Source organism: Prodigiosinella aquatilis, from assembly GCA_030388725.1.
GTDB lineage: Bacteria > Pseudomonadota > Gammaproteobacteria > Enterobacterales > Enterobacteriaceae > Prodigiosinella > Prodigiosinella aquatilis.
The window spans coordinates 2,121,253-2,140,743 of sequence record CP128857.1; the positions used below are offsets into that span (position 1 = coordinate 2,121,253).

The 19,491-nt window shown below is 47.2% G+C and carries 22 protein-coding genes and 1 pseudogene; 9 read left to right on the plus strand and 14 right to left on the minus strand.

Annotation, left to right across the window (positions count from 1 at the left end; all coding sequences use genetic code 11):
• Window positions 1-392: 392 nt before the first annotated feature.
• Window positions 393-794, minus strand: a complete 402-nt coding sequence (locus tag PCO85_09885; protein WJV55663.1) for a nuclear transport factor 2 family protein — start codon at window positions 792-794, stop codon at window positions 393-395.
• Between the two features lie 149 nt (window positions 795-943).
• Window positions 944-1,234: a hypothetical protein gene (locus tag PCO85_09890; GenBank protein ID WJV55664.1), complete on the minus strand. Its 291-nt coding sequence runs from the start codon at window positions 1,232-1,234 to the stop codon at window positions 944-946.
• 154 nt (window positions 1,235-1,388) lie between these two features.
• On the opposite strand from PCO85_09890, the pseudogene PCO85_09895 reads away from it, so the two are divergent.
• The 7 genes and pseudogenes from PCO85_09895 to PCO85_09925 all read left to right on the plus strand — a co-directional run bounded on the left by PCO85_09895 (window position 1,389) and on the right by PCO85_09925 (window position 6,018).
• Window positions 1,389-1,700 (plus strand): annotated as a pseudogene (locus PCO85_09895) (transposase).
• Window positions 1,701-2,187: 487 nt separating this feature from the next.
• Window positions 2,188-2,805, plus strand: a complete 618-nt coding sequence (locus tag PCO85_09900) for a TetR/AcrR family transcriptional regulator (GenBank protein ID WJV55665.1) — start codon at window positions 2,188-2,190, stop codon at window positions 2,803-2,805.
• Window positions 2,806-2,834: 29 nt separating this feature from the next.
• A complete protein-coding gene (locus tag PCO85_09905; protein WJV55666.1) occupies window positions 2,835-3,029 on the plus strand; it encodes a hypothetical protein in 195 nt (64 codons plus the stop codon).
• Window positions 3,022-4,296, plus strand: a complete 1,275-nt coding sequence (locus PCO85_09910) for an MFS transporter (GenBank protein WJV55667.1) — start codon at window positions 3,022-3,024, stop codon at window positions 4,294-4,296. The genes PCO85_09905 and PCO85_09910 overlap by 8 nt, the downstream gene beginning before the upstream one ends.
• A gap of 309 nt (window positions 4,297-4,605) precedes the next feature.
• Window positions 4,606-4,917, plus strand: coding sequence for an antibiotic biosynthesis monooxygenase (locus tag PCO85_09915; GenBank protein ID WJV56050.1), 312 nt, complete (start codon window positions 4,606-4,608; stop codon window positions 4,915-4,917).
• Window positions 4,918-4,921: 4 nt separating this feature from the next.
• Window positions 4,922-5,314: an amino acid-binding protein gene (locus tag PCO85_09920; protein ID WJV55668.1), complete on the plus strand. Its 393-nt coding sequence runs from the start codon at window positions 4,922-4,924 to the stop codon at window positions 5,312-5,314.
• A 2-nt stretch (window positions 5,315-5,316) separates the two neighbouring features.
• Window positions 5,317-6,018, plus strand: a complete 702-nt coding sequence (locus PCO85_09925) for a winged helix-turn-helix domain-containing protein (GenBank protein WJV55669.1) — start codon at window positions 5,317-5,319, stop codon at window positions 6,016-6,018.
• A gap of 121 nt (window positions 6,019-6,139) precedes the next feature.
• Here PCO85_09925 and PCO85_09930 read toward each other — a convergent pair whose 3' ends face one another.
• Both PCO85_09930 and PCO85_09935 read right to left on the minus strand, forming a co-directional pair.
• Entirely contained in the window at window positions 6,140-6,373 is a 234-nt protein-coding gene (locus PCO85_09930) for a hypothetical protein (GenBank protein ID WJV55670.1), read from the minus strand.
• Window positions 6,374-6,631: 258 nt separating this feature from the next.
• Entirely contained in the window at window positions 6,632-7,036 is a 405-nt protein-coding gene (locus tag PCO85_09935; protein ID WJV55671.1) for a hypothetical protein, read from the minus strand.
• 535 nt (window positions 7,037-7,571) lie between these two features.
• Between PCO85_09935 and PCO85_09940 the strand changes: the two genes are divergently transcribed.
• The gene (locus PCO85_09940) at window positions 7,572-8,225 is read left to right on the plus strand and encodes a metallophosphoesterase (protein WJV55672.1); all 654 of its coding nucleotides are present in this window, start codon (window positions 7,572-7,574) and stop codon (window positions 8,223-8,225) included.
• A gap of 41 nt (window positions 8,226-8,266) precedes the next feature.
• Here the strand turns inward: PCO85_09940 and PCO85_09945 are convergent, their stop codons facing one another.
• The 10 genes from PCO85_09945 to PCO85_09990 form a co-directional block, all read right to left on the minus strand.
• The gene (locus PCO85_09945; protein WJV55673.1) at window positions 8,267-10,036 is read right to left on the minus strand and encodes a diguanylate cyclase; all 1,770 of its coding nucleotides are present in this window, start codon (window positions 10,034-10,036) and stop codon (window positions 8,267-8,269) included.
• A 237-nt stretch (window positions 10,037-10,273) separates the two neighbouring features.
• Window positions 10,274-11,581 carry a guanine deaminase gene (gene guaD, locus PCO85_09950; GenBank protein WJV55674.1) on the minus strand — a complete coding sequence of 436 codons (1,308 nt, stop codon included), beginning with the start codon at window positions 11,579-11,581 and terminating at the stop codon, window positions 10,274-10,276.
• 382 nt (window positions 11,582-11,963) lie between these two features.
• A complete protein-coding gene (locus PCO85_09955) occupies window positions 11,964-12,179 on the minus strand; it encodes an ogr/Delta-like zinc finger family protein (GenBank protein WJV55675.1) in 216 nt (71 codons plus the stop codon).
• A 97-nt stretch (window positions 12,180-12,276) separates the two neighbouring features.
• Window positions 12,277-13,470, minus strand: a complete 1,194-nt coding sequence (locus PCO85_09960) for a contractile injection system protein, VgrG/Pvc8 family (GenBank protein ID WJV55676.1) — start codon at window positions 13,468-13,470, stop codon at window positions 12,277-12,279.
• Window positions 13,467-13,961, minus strand: coding sequence for a phage tail protein (locus tag PCO85_09965; GenBank protein ID WJV55677.1), 495 nt, complete (start codon window positions 13,959-13,961; stop codon window positions 13,467-13,469). Before PCO85_09965 ends, PCO85_09960 begins: the two co-directional genes overlap by 4 nt.
• A gap of 13 nt (window positions 13,962-13,974) precedes the next feature.
• Window positions 13,975-16,290 carry a phage tail tape measure protein gene (locus PCO85_09970; protein WJV55678.1) on the minus strand — a complete coding sequence of 772 codons (2,316 nt, stop codon included), beginning with the start codon at window positions 16,288-16,290 and terminating at the stop codon, window positions 13,975-13,977.
• Entirely contained in the window at window positions 16,283-16,402 is a 120-nt protein-coding gene (locus PCO85_09975; protein WJV55679.1) for a GpE family phage tail protein, read from the minus strand. The genes PCO85_09970 and PCO85_09975 overlap by 8 nt, the downstream gene beginning before the upstream one ends.
• A 32-nt stretch (window positions 16,403-16,434) precedes the next feature.
• On the minus strand, window positions 16,435-16,725 hold the full coding sequence (locus tag PCO85_09980; GenBank protein ID WJV55680.1) for a phage tail assembly protein: 291 nt from the start codon (window positions 16,723-16,725) through the stop codon (window positions 16,435-16,437).
• Between the two features lie 64 nt (window positions 16,726-16,789).
• A complete protein-coding gene (locus PCO85_09985) occupies window positions 16,790-17,311 on the minus strand; it encodes a phage major tail tube protein (protein WJV55681.1) in 522 nt (173 codons plus the stop codon).
• 14 nt (window positions 17,312-17,325) lie between these two features.
• On the minus strand, window positions 17,326-18,495 hold the full coding sequence (locus PCO85_09990; GenBank protein ID WJV55682.1) for a phage tail sheath protein: 1,170 nt from the start codon (window positions 18,493-18,495) through the stop codon (window positions 17,326-17,328).
• 332 nt (window positions 18,496-18,827) lie between these two features.
• Between PCO85_09990 and smrA the strand changes: the two genes are divergently transcribed.
• A complete protein-coding gene (gene smrA, locus PCO85_09995; GenBank protein ID WJV55683.1) occupies window positions 18,828-19,391 on the plus strand; it encodes a DNA endonuclease SmrA in 564 nt (187 codons plus the stop codon).
• The last annotated feature ends 100 nt before the right edge of the window (window positions 19,392-19,491 follow it).

A 19,491-nucleotide genomic window follows, 5' to 3' on the forward strand; every position in this document is an offset into this window, starting at 1 on the left:
TCAGGCATTGACGAATGGTGCATATTGTTCGCATGTTATAGATAGCATTTAACCGCACACTGTCGCTTTTGAGAAGTCGTCAGATAGAGTTGAACGAACTAACGGCCTAAAAATAAAGGAGAATGTCATGAATTTCAACACCGATGACAAAAAAACAGAAAAATAGGGAAAACTCAACGTCATTCTGTGTGCGTTCGCAAGAATGTGATCTGGTATCGTTGTCGGGGACTGGAGCTAAAGTGCCAGGTAATGCGCTGGAGTATCCAACAACGCTGGAACCAGTGAAGCGACCATCGGCACACAAAAAACGCTGGAAGAGTTATCCTCAGTCGCCTCGGTGAAGTGAACCTTATATCTTGGGTATTTCACCGGAGCGGTTTTTTATTGTCACTTTATTCATGAGTATTGGTTAGCAGGTCAGTACCGTAGGAGTTATCAATAACACATAGCCATTTCTCGTCATCGTACTTACGAAAGACATAGGTTGCCTTGCGGGTTATGTCATTCGGGATACCATGTATATCTTGAGTCTTCAGCATTGTTTCCATAATAACCAATGCCGTATCGCCAGATTCTATAACCATCATGTCACCCTGGCTGACTTCAATGCTGTGGTTGAAGTATTCAGCAATAGCAATAAAAGCTTTTTTAATCTGCTGTTTACCCACGGCTTGCAACTTTGGTTTGATAATCAGTACGGCATCATCGGAGTAGAAGTTCATTAAGGTATCGAAGTCTTCCGCTGTTATAGCGATATCTGCATTTTTTATTAATTTTTTAACCGGATGATCCATAAAACACCTGACTAATAAAGTTGATAACCCAGAGTGCTATATTCCGGCCGGAGGAGCAATAAAAACAGCGGGTGCCATTTGATAACCCCGACGTAATGATTTTAACCGAAGGTGTACTACTCACTGGCGAACTGTCGTTACGATGCCTTCTAACGAACGCCTGGAAATGCATCGACGTATTTGATTTTGAAGTCAGCAGCGTTATTAACAATCTGTATTTTATAATCAGGAAAATTATTTACCATCTGCCACTTGCCGGGAGCATCTGGAAAGGCATTAACAACTTTGACATCAAGATCTGCAAATGCACTCACTACCTGAACGCGATAATCTGGGAATGCATCAACAATCTGAATTCGTCCATAGATATGCGAGACATCGACGGCATAGGCATTGAAGGTAACTAATACAGCCACTAATGCTGACATTACGTATTTCATGACAACTCCTTTTGTATCTATCTGAAGCCAAAGTGTACGGGATTTTTGGCCTCAGGCCATAGATTATGTGGGGGAGTGTTAGCGATTCTGTGTCGCTCGAGTAAAATGCCGACAACATTCCACTTTGATAAAGCGCTGAAGGCGCTTCAGACCGGTTTACCGTTGCGGCATCGAAAAGGCGGCAGAAAACGCGTTGGACGAGCTGAAGGATAAATGGGGCAGCCGGTATTCGATGGTGCTTCAATCGTGGCGCAGGAAATGGGTCAACCTGTCGTGTTGTTTTCGGCATCCGGCGACGATCCGTGACGTGATTTACACGACACATGCGATTGAATCGGTGTACCGTCAATTTAGAAGGCTGATAAAAACAGAAGGTATTTTCTCTAATGAAAACAACCTGTTTAAGTTACTTTGTCTGGGGTGGATGCGTGTGCAGGAAAAATGGACAATGCCGATTCAGGGCTGAAATTTGACATTGTCCCGGTTAGTGATTTATTTTGAGGGTCGCCTCAGTAAAGTGATTGCGTTGTAGTGATTTTTTAACGTGATACAGAATTATTAACGCTCTCAACATGTGCCTGAGATCTACAGCGTGGCGCTTCGTGAGGAGCTTCGATGATATATTTAACAAAGACTATGACAAAACCGGATTGAGCGCTGTTCAAACACCATTACTCCATTCTCGTTTTGCTCGCCATCTGACTGCTTAGCCTATTCTCTGAGCATGTTACACTTCCGAAAGTTTCCATTTTTGTTACATGCTAAGGAGCAGGGTGGAATGAAAAGCAACCTCAATCAGACACACTACCAGGATTTTTACTGTCACCAATGCTGTGTTAGTAAACGCATTGATGTTAAGACATTTAACTGTGATCGCCTGCACATAAGGATAAAGGAATGGTTTTTTATGCTGGAAACAAAAGCAAACATAAAATTAACAATAAGCAAACTTTATGATTTTAGAATTAACAACTTTTTATTTTTTTGTGATTGCCATTTTACATACTAATAGGTACAAAATGAAAGCTAAAGACGCACTGATAAAAACGATGCAAGAACTTTTGTGGACGAAGGGGTACTCCAACACTAGCCCGAAAGAGATACAGCAGGCATCTGGTGTAGGGCAGGGAAGCATGTACCACCACTTCAAAGGTAAAGCAGATCTGGCTCGTCAGACAATTCTGCGTAATGCCGAGGAATTGCAACATGAGATTTCCGGAATTTTACATACACAGAAAGGTGCCCGTGAACGCATTGGGAACTACTTGCAGCGTGAGCGCGACATTCTTTCTGGCTGTCGAATGGGAGGATTGGCGCAGGACAGTGAAATTATCGGTAATGACTTACTCCGTGAACCGATTGCAAATAATTTCGAATGGTTGATTGGCGAGATAGAGAAAGTACTCGAATCCGGTAAAGCATCCGGAGAGTTCTCCGCCAATCTGAATGTTAAAAATACAGCATTAACACTTATTTCAGTTATGCAGGGCGCGTTTGTTATTGCCCGGGCGACACAGTCCGAAGCTTATTACAAACAGGCCATCGCTGGAGTGATTGAAATGCTCAACTAAAGGTCATGCTGGTCTTATGGAGAAAAGAAATGAATAACGGTTTACCCGTTACCATGAATTTATTTTCGGTGATTAAAGACATTAATGCTATTCAATGGGACGAACATAGTGCGCTTGGTCGCCAGAACGCACGTATTTTTGACATCTTCCATAATGATTCCGGACAGCGCATTGCACTGGTGCCTACCAAAATAAAAAATCACCGGAGGCAATCCAATGACTGATACTGTGACAACAACACTGCGTGGTGTACGCCATCGCTGGAAAGTACTAAGTATTGGTGTGGCCGCCAATGCATGCTTCTCTATGGTCGTCGGCGGATTGCCTGCGACGGCTGTTTTTATGCGGGCTGATTACCATATTACTAATGCTGAGTTGGGGTTTGTCCTCGGGATGCTGGGGCTTGGGATCGCTATCAGTGAGCTGCCCTGGGGGTTAATGACAGACCGGTGGGGTGATCGGCCGGTTTTGATTACCGGACTGTTAAGCACCGGTGTCATGTTGTTGTTGATGGCGGCATTTGCGGCTCCGCACAACGGTTTTGTGCCAGCCTATTGGTTGTTGATTGCCGGCGTTCTGGGTATCGGGTTGCTGGGAAGTAGTGTCAATGGCTCCAGTGGTAGGGCGATCATGGCCTGGTTTCAGGAAGGGGAACGGGGTCTGGCGATGAGCATCCGCCAGACGGCGGTTCCTATGGGGTATGGGTTGGGAGCACTTTTGCTGCCCTGGCTGGCAGCACGTTATGGGTTTGTCGTTCTATTTATCGTTTCCGCGTTGCTGTGTGTTGTCGCCGGATACTATGCCTGGCTCTGGTTGCACGAACCCGATCTGGCAAGAGAAAAAAGACATGTGACAGCCGCTGCCGCCCCTGTAATAGGCAAAGGGCCATTGCAGGATCCGGCCATCTGGAAGATCGTGCTGGCAATTGGCATTTTATGCGGCCCACAGTTTGCGCTACTGACGTTCGGTTCCGTATTTCTGCATGACTTTGCACATATTGATGTGGTCGTGGTTTCCGTCTGCCTTGCCGTGATTCAGATTGGTGCCATGGTCCTGCGTATCTGGAGCGGGCGCTGGACCGACAAGAAGAAAAACCGCAAAGGTTATCTTCGTGGCTGTACGCTGTTAAGCATTCTCTCCTTTATTCTGTTGAGTGTACTGGTGTGGTTATGGCCAACGTTATCGCACACGCGGGAAATAGTTTTACTGTTGATCAGCCTGTTTATTCTGTCTGGCATGGTGGTTTCCGCATGGCATGGTGTGGCATATACAGAACTTGCTTCAATGGCCGGGGCAAAGAGAGCAGGAACTGCACTGGCAATGGGAAATACCAGTGTTTTTGTGGTGATGTTTATCACGCCAATTGCCATTCCCTGGCTACAAACCTCAATGAGCTGGAGTAGCGTCTGGCTGGCATCGGCATTGTGTGCTGTTATTGCACTGATTTTCTTTCCGAAAGTGGAAGCCACAACATCTAGGGAAACGGCATGACAGCACAACTCTCTGGTGTGAAGTACCGTCATTCAACACCATTTAGCTGGCCGGACAGAATGTTAAAGCAAGCCCCATAATAACGGACCGCAAAAATAGTATGCCGGCAATGCCTGCAATAATGCTGGTTTTGATATTCGGTTAAATTTATACCCACTCATTTTTTTGCAGCGAAATACTGTGGGAACGGTGCCGATGTCAACGCGGCAGGAAAAAGCACCATTATCCATTCTTATTTCGCTCACCATCGAAGTATTCAGCCATGAAACCAGTAAAGTGACGCTCACTCGAATATCAGAGGTAAAAATCATGATAGCGGTACTTTTTGAAGCGGATACGGTTCCAGCCAGACAAGCGCGTTACCTACAGCTCGCAGCAGAACTAAAACCGCGGCTTGCCGATATAGATGGATTCATTTCCATTGAGCGATTCCAAAGTGTGTCAACACCGGGGAAAATACTTTCGTTATCCTGGTGGCGGGATGAAAACGCGGTAACTATATGGAAGGAGAATGTTTTTCACAAAGCAGCCCAGGCTGAAGGACGTGAGTCCATTTTTTCTTTCTACAGGATTCGTATTGTCAACGTAATCAGAGATTACTCATCAAATACAAAAGGATAATCAGATGTATGATGTTCATGTTGTATTGAAAAACGTACCTGGCACGTTAGCCTCCCTGGGGACTGTTCTGGGCCGCCACGGCGTCGGTCTTGAGGGCGGTGGCGTGTTCGCCATCGGTAATGAAAGTCATGCTCACTTCCTGGTCAACGATGGCAAAAAGGCTTGCTCAGTGCTTGAGGCTGAAGGGTTCCAGGTACAAAATGTACAAAAGCCGCTGATCAGAAAGCTCAGGCAGGCGCGGCCCGGAGAACTGGGTGAAATAGCGACGGTGCTGGCTGAAAACGGAATCAACATCCTTACTCAATACAGCGATCATGAAAATCAACTAATTCTTGTCACGGACAATAATACTGTTGCTGACAAAATAACCAAAAAATGGGCTGTTTTACCGCAGTGAGCATGCATAAAAATAGCGAATCTATTGAAAATGACGATTCACTGGAGCTTTCTGTGGCAGCCATCGCCGCTGCCTTGTCTGATCCTTCACGCGTAAAAATGCTGTGCGCACTGATGGACGGTCGCGCATGGACGGCAACCGAGCTGAGTGTCGTTGCTGATATCGCTTCTTCAACCGCCAGCACTCACCTGGCCAGACTCGTGGAGCGTAAATTGATAGTTTGCTTATCCCAGGGGCGGTATCGTTATTATCGCCTTGCCGGATGTGATATTGCTGAACTGGTTGAAACAATCATGGGCGTTTCATGGAAAAGAACTCTGCCACCGAAAACCCGTGCGCCACTAAAAATACGTCATGCCCGCACTTGCTATGATCACCTGGCTGGAGAAATCGCTGTAAGAATTTACGACTATATGGCGAATAACGGTTGGGTTACCCCTGATGGCGCCGCAATGACACCCGCTGGCAGTATGCAGTTTCAGAAATTGGGCGTAGTGCTTGATCCGAAAACGCGGCGTAAGGCGTGTTGCGCTTGTCTTGACTGGAGTGAAAGACGATTTCATCTCGGCGGGGCGGCGGGGGCGGCATTCTTCATTACCTGTGAGCAGAAGGGATGGTTAACCAAAACACCAGGTTTCAGGGAAGTAACGATAACCCCTGATGGCAAGCGGGCTTTCAGAAAGCTATTTAACGTCGACATTTGACCGTTTCCGGCAGTAACAAACGCCCCCGGCAAACATCATGTGAAAAAAAAACGGCATGGTGTGTAACACTGTTGTAGCCAGCCGTTGTCCCGGTCAGGCGGTGGCGACGGTTTTTTAATCATTAAATTCGTCCATGTATTCTCTGATTATCTCTAAGTACATCAATGGCCGTTTGCATGGCGATTTTGTCATCACGCCGTTTTTGTTTTTCCTGAGTTACCTGAAGAAACTCAAGCAACGTTCTGGTATTAATGGGGCGACCGAGTTTTGAAACCTCGAGCACCGCATTGCCTAATATGATTTTAACGGGAGGGAGCTGGGCCGGATACCAGTCTAGCGTGTCATCTGATTTCATGAATGGGTACTCAACAGAAGGATGTACAGTATAACATGATACCGGTTGCAGTATCTGAATAGCGTCTATTAAAACGAAATGCACTTTCAATACGGGTGATATTTAATAGCGCGGCGTGAATGTATGGTGCTTTTATCTGGCCTGAAATAAATGCTCAATATTTACAGGCCATCGACAATATTATTAGAATCCATTCTCTGAATGGACGGACGATTATCATGATAAATCGGCGAGTCCGTCGTTGTGCTACCAGCCACATTATGGCTGATTATAAGTATACTCAATGCCACCGATGGTGGATTTAAAACCATATCTTGGGAACATGGGGTTGGTCGTTTTGGCCAGGTAGGCATCGGCCAGTGCTTCGGCAGCTTGCTTGTAGAATGCCGTCTGATTCTTGTTATACCAGCGATCATCATGCGGATTAGGGCTGAATTTATATGACTGGTCACGGGTGCCCGACATAATGCGGATACCACGAGGACCCGCACCAGAACCGCCGTACTTCTGTTCGACATAGCTAAAGTTTGTGCCACTGCCCTTGTAATTGGTGAGTGTACCGCTGATATTAGCGGCTAACGCACTAGCGGAGGTGACAAGTAACACGAGTAATGCTGAAGCGGTAGCGACACCGCAAGACCGCGGAGTGATTTTTCTCTGCATTATATTCGTTCCTGTATCGTGAATATTACATTAAGTGAGACACCCGATATTTTTTAAATTGCAAATATGTCAGTGCCATTATTTATCTAAATCACTTGCCTGGGTAAGCGTATATATAGCTAGCATTTTAACTGTAGATAACAATATTGAATGGGTCAAAATTACTGTTTGTTCGTGAAGCGGTGTAAAACGATAGAATATAAACATGATATAAAACGGATAGATACAAACTAAATAATTAATCTTATTATAATGATGTAATGCATGTTCTCTATCTTTTTAATTTATAACGCTACATTAAGTAAAAAAGAATGCCCTGAAAATAGAATCTGGCTAATTATTTATTGGCTATGCTATTTTTGTACACCCAATATACCCAATACTGACCGAGGGGGACAACGTCCGCTTTGCCAACCAGTATGACACTTCACTGCTATTCACTTTTTTATCGGGAAACTGGGCGCGTTCGCCGCTGACGTGATTATAATCATGGTAACCCAAGCGACTATCACTCTGTTTTTGCGGGGCAACGGCAATGGATATCTATCAACGAATTGATGGTTCAGCGTGGTCGCACATCTATGTTGTAGGTGATTTGCATGGTTGCTACCAGTTGCTGCTGAGCAAACTTGATGACGTTGGCTTCGACACCGGACAGGACTTGCTGATTTCGGTTGGTGACCTGATAGACCGCGGCCCTCAGAGTGTGGAATGCCTTGAACTGATTAATCAGAAATGGTTCAGGGCTGTGCGAGGCAATCATGAGCAAATGGCGATCGACAGTCTGCACGACGACGGAAACGTCACCAACTGGGTGTATAACGGGGGTGGCTGGTATTTCCGTCTCGAGCATAATCAGGCGCTATTGGTCAACGCGTTGCTGGTGAACGCGGCTAAATTACCCTATGTCATTGAGGTTAATGCGGGTGGAAGCGTGACGGTGATCGCTCACGCCGATTATCCGTCGGACGTCTATGCGTTTGAACAATCTATCGATCTGAAGCAGGTTCTCTGGAACAGGAAGCGTATCAGTAACGCGATGAACAAGATTGGCGGTCCGATAACCGGGGCTGATTTATTCATTTTCGGACATACGCCGACCAATAAACCTGAAACCTTCTGGAATCAGTATTACATCGACACCGGGGCATTTTTTTCCAAAAAATTAACTCTGATTCAGCTTCAATGAAGCCAGCAGTAAACTTTTTTGTGAGAATGACACCGTTTTGTTCAGACCTTCCTGCTTCTATTCCGTTTAACCTGATACATAGCGGCATCCGCCTGACGAATAAATTCACTCACATCTAATTTGACATCTTTGCTCAACAGGGTATTTCCCATACTGGCTGACAAATATAGGGTTTCCCCTTTGATCAGTATGGGTTTTTCAATATAGAACTTTAGTTTCCTGCTAATGGCATTCACCTCTTTAATCAGATTCTTTTTCTCATGGACGATCATTACAAATTCGTCACCGGATAATCGACCAATCAGATCATCGGAGCGAGTGTGTTTGCGTAGAATACGGGCAAAAGCCTTGATAACCCGATCACCAAAATCATGATCGTAGTGGTCATTATAATATTTGAGGTTATCAATATCGAAAAACAGCAGAGCCAAACCTCTGTGGCGTTGTTTCCCGGCGAGATGGGTCAGATAGGCGATTATCGCTCGTCGATTGGGTAGCCCGGTCAGATGGTCGTGATTGGCTTCAAACTCAAGCTGATCGCGCAGTGATGTCAGCTTAGTAATATCCGTGGAAAGCACGTAGGTACCATCTTCCGGCGATTTGGCCGGGACCATTTCAGTATGGAGCGTGATTTTATTTTTCGGAGGAGTATCAATGGAGTGGTCAAAAAATATCGGTTTGTGTTGCTGACGTGACTCTTCCAGTTTCCTGATAAAGAGATTTACGATATCCGGATGTATAATACCGCGGATATCCAGATGATAAAAACTATTGTCACTGTATCCCAATAGTGAACGCAGATGGCGGTTAGCAAAGGTAAAGGTATTGTCTGGGCTAATGCAGGAGATCATCGCCGGAATATGGTCGGTAATATCCTGAATAAAGTTGTGACTGCGTTGCAGTTCTTGGGTGCGTTGTTCAACGTGTTGTTCCAGGTCATGACTTAAGGTGATGAGTGCGGACTCAGCGTCTTTCTGCTCGCTGATATCACTGATCGCCAGCAGTAGTCCATATTGGCTACCATCCGGGTTGTACAACATGGAAATTGATACCATTGCCCATAACAGAGAGCCATCAGCGGTGATATACCGTTTCTGGATCACCCCATGATGCTCATCATCCCGCAGTATTTGGTCATACAACGCATTTGATATCGATAAATCATCCTGGAAAGTAATATCTTTCATCGCTGTGTTTAATAACTGCTTTTCGCTATAACCCAGCATGGTGCATATGGCCGGATTGACTTTTAAAGGCCGCTTGTCCAGTGACATCAGCACCAGTCCGATGGCGGATCGTGAGAAAATCTGCGTGTTGATATAGTTGGTTTTGCGCAGCATATCATGTGTGATTGCTGACTCGGCTTCTATCTCCATTTTCTGCAGGCAGGTTTGTATCATATATGCCAGGGCACCTAACTGCTCAAGTTGTGTAGTGGTAAATGCTCTCGGTTTATTGTGATACAAACAGAGTGTGCCTAACGAGATACCGTGAACAGAGCACAATGGATAGCAGGCATGAAACTGGATGTGTTTTTCATCGGTCACTGTCGGATCGTTGTAAAAATGCGCGTCTTCATGTGAATCGTTGGCAATCAGCGGTGCCTCCGACCTGGGCGGATTCTGGCGCGGTAAAAACCACTGCCGTTTGGTATCCAGCAACGAAATTACTATATTACTGACCTGAAAAAAGGACTGGGCAATGCGCGTGATGCGCTCCATTTCTTCGACCGATTGCGCGTCGAGAATATTCATCATTCGCAGAAGCGTGATCCGATGTTCCTCAGTACTGTCAGGTCCAAGAGGCGTCATGTTTATGCCTTATATATTGAGTTGTTGTGGATTGTTAATTCTCCTTCCTGTGGAGTTGAAAAGCATGGGATAGCCGGCCATGCGATAGTGATGACATAATTATAACTACTATATCTTTAGATGCAGGAAAGCGGTGGCCGGGCGGATTGCCAGGAATTTACGCTGCTAAATGGCGGTAGTGACAGCTTGCCGGGGATCGTAGAAAAACCGGGTACCCGCCGCACCCGGTTTTTCGCACTATAAGCGCGAGTAAACGCGAGTGCCGTTGACATAGGTCGCCAGAATGTTGCGATCATCACCTTGCATCATCAAGGCAAATAGCTTTTCATCCAGCGAGTGGGCCTGACTCTGCCGCAACTGTTGTAACGGTGTGGCGGCCCAGTCCAATACCACAAAATCCGCTTCTTTACCGGGCAGGAAATTCCCTATTTTATCATCCAGTGATAATGCCGTGGCGCCACCCAATGTCGCCTGATATAACCCTTCGCGCGCGGACAGTTTTTCGCCTTGCAACTGCTGCACTTTGTAGCCTTCATTCAGTGTCTGCAACAGTGAAAAACTGGTTCCTGCGCCGACATCGGTTCCCATACCGACGCGGATACCGGCGTTTTTCAGCGGACGCAGCCGGAACAGACCACTGCCCAGAAACAGATTTGAGGTTGGGCAAAATGCTACGGCAGAGTGACTGGCAGATAGCGTATGGATTTCATCGCTATCCAGATGAACGGCATGTGCAAATACGGAATGAGACCCGGTCAGACCATAGTGTGCATAGACATCCAGATAATTTTTTCTTTCCGGAAACAGCGATTCTACCCAGGCAATTTCATTTTTGTTTTCGCTAAGATGCGTTTGCAAATAGACATCCGGGAATTCTTTAAGCAGCTGACCCGCCAGCGCCAACTGCTCCGGCGTTGATGTGGGCGCGAAGCGTGGGGTCACCGCATACAGCAGCCGCCCATGGTGATGCCATTTTTTGATCAGCGCCTTACTGTCCTCATAGCTTTGCTGTGCCGTATCGCGCAAATAATCGGGCGCGTTGCGGTCCATCATCACTTTACCTGTAATCAGCCGCATATTTTTTTGGGCCGCCGCGTTGAACAGGGCATCAACCGATTGTGGATATACCGTGGCGAACACCATCGCGGTGGTGGTGCCGTTACGCAGGAGCTCCTGAATAAAAAAATCAGCACGCTGCCGGGCATAGTCTGCGTTAGCAAACTTGCGTTCGGTAGGGAAAGTATAGGTATTGAGCCACGCCAGCAATTGTTCACCATAAGACGCAATCATTTCTGTTTGTGGAAAATGGATATGCGTATCAATGAATCCGGGCAAGAGTAGTTTGCCGCGATAATCGGTGATGGGAAGTCTCTTCAGGCGAGCCGTCGGTACGCTGGTGTAATCAATGGCTTCAACGACTTTACCGTCGCGGATAACCAGTAAACCATCTTCAAGGAAATGAGTCGCCTGTGCATCGTGCTGCGGGTCGGCGACAAAATATAACACGCTGGCACGGTATGCCTGGGTGTCGGCCTCAGCAGTCATGCATATCCCCATAAATAGAATTACAAGTGTGTAACGAAGAAATTTGTCCATAAAAATCAATCCTGACATCAGAGTTTATGAAATGGAAATAAAGTCTGATTTTTGATAGTGCAGGCGGGAAGTAACACCATCGTCATGAAGGTTCATCTGCTTACCGCGCTCAACGGTTTATCCGAACGTGTTGACACGGCAAGTGACTGAAAATCAGTAAAAGCAAATCGATATTAAAAGCACAGGTGATTGAGCGTCAATAATAAATTTTTCTAATGTAACTGGTGGTATCACGAGGGGCAGGCAATGATTACGCTCGCGTTGATATGATCAAAAAACCCCACCGGGCGGTGGGGAAGACGGACAGAGAAGGAGAGGAGACTAAAGAAACTCAGACACTGAGAGTATTGGATTTATCGCTGCGCTGTTCTTCAACGGGTTCGGTTTTTCCCGGAACCATAATGGAACGCGTAACCGCTTCCATTGTCACGAATGTATGGCCGCAATTCACATTAGTACACTGGTGATAACGTTCTTTCGTATTTTCTGAAAGATAGCGACTGGAGCGGGCATGGGCGGCGTGGCGGCACAATGGACAATGCATCATTTTGAAATCACCTTATATGTTCGGGTTAATCAAGTACGTTACAGGTTCATTGTAGCACTAAATTCGAATTTGCAAACTTAAAGTTTGCAAATTCGCCCTACAATTTTTTTTCATTCTCAATGCCGTATTCAGTATCGTATTCCAGATCGAGCATCATCACATCCAGTTCCATTTCGGTGACAAAACCCGTGCTGGAAATGGTGTGCGTCAACTTTTTGATATTCCAGAGCCTATCATCAATAATCTGCTTGAAACCCTTGATATTCACTAACATGCCTGGGATCAGTTTTTCCATCCCTTTGGCAAGCTTCAGCGTGAATTGAACGCCTTCTCGCTGAAGCTGTGCCCACTTGCTAACAGCTGACTGCGTGGCGTCGTCTTTATTTGCATAACTTTTTGACAGTGTGGTGGTGTTTTGTTGATCGCCGGATAGCGAGTTCCCCGACGTTTGTTGCGCGGTGGTCGTTGATTGTGCCTTGGGATGTGTAATGGTGGGGTCAGTCGTTTGAACTTCCCTGGTTGAAATCTTCACAAAATGTGTTTTTGCGTCTCTATAATCGTGCCATTTTGCTATCACCACCGGTTTCGATTTCCGGTCCACAATAGAGAGTTTATGCGAATCGCCATCACGGCGTTCAATCAATCCGGTGGCCAGTGACTTACCGCTAATCGATTTCCCGTAACCAGCGATGAACAGAATCAGCACATCGTTTTTAAGGGTCACCGTGGCGCCATATTGACGGGCTATCCGGCTGATGAATTTCACATCCGATTCGTTTGATTGGTCAACATGTTCGATGGCTTTCAGGGACAATGACGTGTCGATCGCAACACTGAGTTCATTGCGTTCAGCAATAGTTTTGGCAATATCGCCAAGTGTCGTCGCGTGATAGGAATCACTACGCGGGCTATTAAACGTGCCACGAAAATCCACGCTGCGGGCCATCACCGTGATCTTATCTGTGGCACCGGTATAAGTGATTTGATCGACGATATAACTCCCTTTCCGCGTTAGCCATTGACCTTTCCAGCCAATACTGACGGCTATCTTTTCTCCACGCTGCGGCATCTGTAACTGCCCGTCGCTATCATCCAGGGTTATTGTCAGGCTATCTGATGTAAAACCAATATTATCTTCAAGACTCATTGAGATTAGACGCTGGCTGATGTTGACACTGTTCTGTTGCAACTTGGTTGTACTCGATGAAGCGGTAGTCTCATTTTTTATTAACGTGATCAGAAAATCTGGCGCCATTTGGGCGCCAATATCAATGCGATTATTGGTAATCACGACAGTAATCCTCCAATAGCACTTGTCGCCTCAGACAATGCGGGGGCGACCTTGTCGTTGTATAACTGCGTTGCCTGGTCGTAAAGATCGCCAAATGTTGAAATGAGTGATTCATCAATACGCTTGAGCGTCAGGGTGAATGCGATGCTGCGGGCACTGCCGTCTGAAAATAGTTGAGAGCCGGTATAATTAAAGCTTTCGACGACAAACATGCCGTAAATGGTGCCGCTACCTTCAATCAGCGGCCAGGACCGACCTGACGCCGCCATATATTCCAAGGCTGCCATCGATAATCTGCTGGTAATGCCAGAAACCTCTGGCATTAACGTGCCGGCAAGGGTTATCGATTCATCCCCTTTTCCAAGATACTGATAAGCATTACGCAATCCAATTCGTTCGTTTCCTTTCCAGCGATAACTCACATCTCGCTTCAAGGTCGAATAGGGCAGGGTCCGGAGGTGAAAAACAAATAGTCCTAGGGTTAACATCATGAGCAATAATTCCTTAATTAAGGGCGTCGGCGGTCATATAATTCAACTGGCGATTCTGATGTTCCTGAGCTTGTTTATTCAGCGCTTCGTCGATGTACTGTTTTATCTGCTCGCGATAGGAACCTTCCGGCACGGTTACCTGTACGTTGTTATTGATGACACTGCTGTCGGTATAGCTTCTGTTATTCACGGGTGCCAGCGCAGTGTAATTGCGGTTTTCTGTTGCGTTGCCCAGCGTATTCCCGGCGTCGGCACTCACATTCCCGGGCGATACAGCGGATTGCGCATCGGTAATGGGGTTGCTTTGTGGCAGATTCAGCGTTTCTTTGGCGTTGTTGTGTTCACTGAGATATTTATTTGCGGACTCCGCTAAAAGCGGATTTTCACTGTTGCTACTCATGCGATCTTGGGCTTCATTTAGCTTCTTCTTCGCATCATCGTTGCCACTAAAGAATTTCCATAAGGCATATCCTCCACCAACAACAGCAGCGACACCGAGGGCGATAAGTCCTACTGGTGTCATCAATAGGCTCAGTAGTGATCCAACCAGACGAAAAACTGTGATAAACAGCGGCCCGATTAATTTGCCTGCTGACATAATGCCATCGATGGCACTAATCACTGTCTGCGCTACCGAACCAATGGTTGCGACGACAGAAGCGAATGTTTCTGCGGCAGCCAGAATATTGCCGATTGTGCTGGCAACGGCGGGGTTCTTTTGGATCCACTGGTCGAGTAGCGACAGATAATGAGTGGCTGATTGAGTCAAATCACGAATTGCCCCGTCTTGCTGGGTGAAAATGTCGGTTCTGAGTCCTTCCCAGCTTGACTGAAGCGCACTGATATCGCCGGACAGGCTGTTCTGTCGTACGGATAACGCCGTGTTAACACTGCCGTCTGCGTTGCTGATATTATCGGTCAGTTGTGAAACCGTGCCGTTTTGCGACTGGGTCATTAAGGCGTTGGCGGAAGTGGCTCCCTGCGGACCAAATAGGGTATTCATGTATTGGTCACGCTGTGAAGCATCGATGTTTTGGCGTTTAAAACTGGAATGCAATTCATCCAGTACGGCAAATAAAGATTTGGCCTGCCCGCTAGCATCAACGGTAGTTACACCTAATTGTCCCAGTGCTTGTTGAGCCACCTCTGTCGGATTTTTTAAACTCTCCAGTACTGCCAGACTGCCATTTCCCGCCTCGCTTCCTGTAATGCCTGCATGTGCCAGAGCACCGAGCATTACACTGGTTTCTTCTACACTCATACCGGCTGATTTGGCGACCGGCGCGACTGTGTCTATTGCGGTTTTGAATCCGTCGAAAGTCGTTTCGCTTTGTTGAAGTGTGGTGGTAATGACATCGCCCAAGTGAGGTAATGCACTGCTGGCGAGTCCAAATGCATCACGTGTTTTAAGCAACATCGCCGTATTATCTTCAATACTTCCGCCATTAGTCTGAGACATGGCAACTGTCGTTGGTGCTGCTGCCAGGATGGTATCTTTATTGCCGCCCAGTTTTTTGATGGTCAGCTGTGCATCTGTTGCCTCAGCAGGCGAAAGCGGGGTGGTGTCAGCAATGTGGCGTGCTTGATCTTTAAGTCTGCTGGCATCGGTCGAGTTTGAATTCAGGCCCAGGCTAGCCTGTAATTCAGCGTTTTTCTGGGAGAAGTCATAGCCTGGTTTAAGAAATTCCGCACTTTTTTCACCGAATGCTTGTGCCAGAGCGGCGCTTTTCTGCGCAAATACCTTGGCGGTTCCCGCCCTTTTCCTGACCCTGTCAATCAGTTTCTGTCCTTTTCCCACGCTGTTTTTTTCCGTGTGGGGAGTGCTGCCAGTCGTATTTTCGGGTTGTGTCTGAGGATGACGGGCGATGCTACCTTGCGGGCGATTTCCCGTTTTCAGCTTCTGTTTTTTATTGCGACGCGGTTTTGATTTTGCATTGACTTTTTGGGGGCGGTTTTTCTGTTCAATGCTTCTGTTTTTGTTGTATGGATCTGAATTATCTACATTTTTTAATGGCTCAGTGCTGTCAGTGGCGGTGTTTTGTGTTTTACGTTGTGCAACCGTGGGAATAAAAGGCGCTTTAAGCGCCTTTACCCGATCTTTCAGGCTGCTTGCCGTTTTGGCGAGTTTTTTACCATCATTGATGAGATCAATAACATGCGTGCTGCCCTGAGAGACTAAATCGGCCAGTTCGGTCAGTTTTTTAAAATTCGCCTGGATAGTGTCCAGACTATCATTGACCGACTTAATACCTTGCTCGGCGTCATAAAGGCGGTATGACGCCTGAGTAGTGGCAAGTACAAATGCTCGCAGCTGAGGGGAACTATTCATTGGGTTGTCCATTTCGTTGTAACGCCTTGGCACGCCAGTGAACAAGCTCAGCCAGGCTCATGGGGTAAAGCTCTGATGGCGGCCAATGAAAAACGACTGCAATGTCGGCCATCAAATCGTCAACCGTCAGGCTGGAAGGCAGTGTTAGTGTGCCAAGCTCGGTGACAAAAAACCGATCACCTTGCCCGCCAGTACGATCAGATCTGGCAGTTCCAGTGCGATCACGTCAGCTTCCGTCAAAGAAGGGTAGGTCATACGGGGTAGCACTTTAATTAACGCTTCCACATCGGCATTGGCTAGCGCCGCCAGGCCGATACCGCGCAGCGTGCCAGCGGTAGGCTTAATCAGTGTGATGGATTCAATCAGTATCTCGCCGCGTTTGATAGGCGTGTTCAGGATAACTACATTGTCTTGTACTGTTGTTTCAGCCGTCATGATAAGTATCTCAAAAAAGGTCAAAAGGATGACCAGCCGAAGCTGGTCAGATTAGGGTGATGTATCAGGCCAGGCCGATACCGCGACGGTGTTGCTCCAGACGATCCTCACTATTGACACGTTCAATCATGTTGATGGTGTCGATTTCGATCATCTCTTTGCCGCCGATGGTCAGTTTGTAATACGTGCACTGGGTGGAGATTTTTACCTCGGTTTCTTCACCTTGCTTACTTGCGCCGCTATCGATCTCTTTATGACGACCGCGCATAACGATTTCAACAGCAGTGACGTCGCCAGTGTCGTCGCGCTGATAAGAGCCAGCGAAACGTAGCGGCACCGCATCGGCGCCCGGCAGAGCATATTGGCTCCAGAAGGTTTCGTCGGGCAGACCACCCATAGACCATTCCAGTACCAGTGCGTCATCATCCAGACCAAAATCCACTGATGCCGCGCCGTGCATACCGCCTCCACGGTAGTTTTCCAGTTTGCGAGTCAGCTTCGGCAGGGTGATGGAATTGACCTGTCCCATGTAGCTCAAACCGTCATTAAACAGGTTGAGGTATTTCAGTTTACGTGGCAGTGCCATGTGTCTGTGGCTCCTTAGCTGTTAACGGATGCGGCCAGATTCACCAGATATTTATCGGTGATGCGTTGGCGCAGTGTGAGATTTTCCAATGGCGGAACCGGGGTGTACTCATAGTCGATGTACAGTTTTCCCGCCTTCAGGGTGGCTTCGTCATTGGCGCTGTCATCAAACCAGCAGTCGGCGTCAATGATGTAACCGTTGGATTTCAGTTCGCGGAACTTGGCTTTGATACCTTCAATAATGTCGCGGATAAGCGTAGCGGTTACCGGTTTGTCAACAGCCCACATATGCGCATCACCCATGGTGTCAGCCAGAACCTGCGCCGTGCGGGTGTAGTTTTCAAACAAGAACAATGGATCATCTGCACAGGTACGGTTACCCCAGAAGCGGAACCCGTCTTTACGCACCAACGTAGTAACGCCAGCTTCGTTGAGCAGATCGGCATCGGTACCAATGGTTTGCAGATCCCAGTACACACTGGCGGAAATGCCAGTGACGCCGTTAACGCCAACGTTAGACAGTGTTTTGTGCCAGCCGGTATCCTGGTCAATTTTGGCGCGCAGACCCAGAGCACGAGCGGTGGCATAGGCATTGGCGCTGGCATTCGCCGTGGTATCCCAGGCGATAAAATCCGGCCAAATCAACATCAGTTCACGCTGACTAAAGTTGTCACGATACTTGATCGCTTCTGACAGCGTTTTACAGCCATACGCGCTGATGTAACCGAAAGCACGCAGTGACTGGCATATCGATGCCAGTGCTGTGGCGACCGGCAGAGAATCCAATCCAGGAACGCCAAGAATGCGCGGTTTCACGCCAGTGACAGCCTGCGCATCCAGCAAGGCTTTCATCCCGGTATATTTTCCATCGGCAGTGGAACCGCCAATGATGTTGGATACCGTTCCGGCTTCATCGGCGCCTTCAGCAACACGGACAACGATGGTAACTGGTTTGGTCTGGTCACCAATCGCTTGTAGTGCAGCGGCCAGTGTCCCGGTTTTACCTGCTTTACCTGCGGCAGTGATGACATCGGTAATTAATACCGGAGTGTCGAGTGGAAAGGTTGTGACATCAGCATCTGGTCCGGTACAGACCATGCCGACAATCGCGGTTGATACGGTGGAAATTACGCGGGTTCCGTCGTTGATTTCGACGACCTGCGTGCCGTGATGAAAATCACTCATCCAGAATGTCTCCTGTTGTGGGGTGCAGCTAATGGTGCCGCGTTTGTGAAGCAGGAGCATCAAAACCAGGTTTAGCACGGGATGACACAACAATGTCGAGCTAATCTGGTGCGAAATAGTGAGATCATTTGTTCCTGAATTTATTTAACCATTTGAAATTATTCGATTGTTAAGGAAGGAGAATCAAAAGCGGAAGACCATGGTTGATCATCACTGCTCATGACATCAGTAAATAAATCGGTGTATAAAACCCAGCGCAGTACGGGTGTGATATTTTCTATCACTCCCGTTATAGTAGGGGGGTTGTCTATGCGAGCGTGGGGGGCATCAATATGAACGCCGACGAGAAAATGCTGTTTCAACATGCTATGGATGATGTCAAACCGCTGGCACCTTCATCTATCGTTTATCTGAAGCCTCCGCCTCTCAACACGACTGTCAGGCCGAGTGAAGTGTTTGAGCCGGATAATTTTCTGATTACCGGGTTTATTGATCTTTTCCCGTGTTCGGAACCGATTGAGTTCAAACGTGATGGAATTCAGCAAGGTGTTCTGGACAAATTGCATCAAGGAAAATATCAACTGGATGCCAGTCTGAATTTACTACGTCAACCAGTAGAAACCTGCCGGCAGAACTTATTTGCTTTCATGCAACAGTCGCAAAAACATCACCTGCGTAATTTATTAATTATTCATGGTAAAAGCAGACATGATAAATCACATGCAAATGTAATCCGTAACTACCTGTCGCGCTGGTTGCCACAGTTCGATGTGGTACAGGCTTTTTGCGTTGCACAGCCTTTTCATGGTGGGACCGGTGCCTGTTATGTGGCACTGAGAAAATCTGAGCAGTCCCGTCTGGATAATCGTGAACGCCATGCCAAGCGCAGCCGGTGAGTGGTATTCCCCATGATAACGTTCTGTATCTGAAAAGATCGGTCGTAGCCGTTGCAACCCGTTAATCGCTTATTCGGCAACGCAATGCGACTCAGCGAGA

Excerpts from the sequence above, each read along its gene's own strand:
- PCO85_09915 (WJV56050.1), top strand. The coding sequence starts at position 4,606 with ATGATAGCGGTACTTTTTGAAGCGGATACGGTTCCAGCCAGACAAGCG.
- PCO85_09900 (WJV55665.1), top strand. The coding sequence starts at position 2,188 with ATGATTTTAGAATTAACAACTTTTTATTTTTTTGTGATTGCCATTTTA.
- PCO85_09920 (WJV55668.1), top strand. The coding sequence starts at position 4,922 with ATGTATGATGTTCATGTTGTATTGAAAAACGTACCTGGCACGTTAGCC.
- PCO85_09905 (WJV55666.1), top strand. The coding sequence starts at position 2,835 with ATGAATAACGGTTTACCCGTTACCATGAATTTATTTTCGGTGATTAAA.
- PCO85_09925 (WJV55669.1), top strand. The coding sequence starts at position 5,317 with ATGCATAAAAATAGCGAATCTATTGAAAATGACGATTCACTGGAGCTT.
- PCO85_09910 (WJV55667.1), top strand. The coding sequence starts at position 3,022 with ATGACTGATACTGTGACAACAACACTGCGTGGTGTACGCCATCGCTGG.
- PCO85_09955 (WJV55675.1), bottom strand. The coding sequence starts at position 12,179 with ATGATGCATTGTCCATTGTGCCGCCACGCCGCCCATGCCCGCTCCAGT.
- PCO85_09975 (WJV55679.1), bottom strand. The coding sequence starts at position 16,402 with ATGGCCGACATTGCAGTCGTTTTTCATTGGCCGCCATCAGAGCTTTAC.
- PCO85_09930 (WJV55670.1), bottom strand. The coding sequence starts at position 6,373 with ATGAAATCAGATGACACGCTAGACTGGTATCCGGCCCAGCTCCCTCCC.
- smrA (WJV55683.1), top strand. The coding sequence starts at position 18,828 with ATGAACGCCGACGAGAAAATGCTGTTTCAACATGCTATGGATGATGTC.
- PCO85_09985 (WJV55681.1), bottom strand. The coding sequence starts at position 17,311 with ATGGCACTGCCACGTAAACTGAAATACCTCAACCTGTTTAATGACGGT.
- PCO85_09935 (WJV55671.1), bottom strand. The coding sequence starts at position 7,036 with ATGCAGAGAAAAATCACTCCGCGGTCTTGCGGTGTCGCTACCGCTTCA.
- PCO85_09890 (WJV55664.1), bottom strand. The coding sequence starts at position 1,234 with ATGAAATACGTAATGTCAGCATTAGTGGCTGTATTAGTTACCTTCAAT.
- PCO85_09940 (WJV55672.1), top strand. The coding sequence starts at position 7,572 with ATGGATATCTATCAACGAATTGATGGTTCAGCGTGGTCGCACATCTAT.
- PCO85_09965 (WJV55677.1), bottom strand. The coding sequence starts at position 13,961 with ATGATGTTAACCCTAGGACTATTTGTTTTTCACCTCCGGACCCTGCCC.
- PCO85_09990 (WJV55682.1), bottom strand. The coding sequence starts at position 18,495 with ATGAGTGATTTTCATCACGGCACGCAGGTCGTCGAAATCAACGACGGA.
- guaD (WJV55674.1), bottom strand. The coding sequence starts at position 11,581 with ATGACTGCTGAGGCCGACACCCAGGCATACCGTGCCAGCGTGTTATAT.
- PCO85_09885 (WJV55663.1), bottom strand. The coding sequence starts at position 794 with ATGGATCATCCGGTTAAAAAATTAATAAAAAATGCAGATATCGCTATA.
- PCO85_09945 (WJV55673.1), bottom strand. The coding sequence starts at position 10,036 with ATGACGCCTCTTGGACCTGACAGTACTGAGGAACATCGGATCACGCTT.
- PCO85_09970 (WJV55678.1), bottom strand. The coding sequence starts at position 16,290 with ATGAATAGTTCCCCTCAGCTGCGAGCATTTGTACTTGCCACTACTCAG.
- PCO85_09980 (WJV55680.1), bottom strand. The coding sequence starts at position 16,725 with ATGACGGCTGAAACAACAGTACAAGACAATGTAGTTATCCTGAACACG.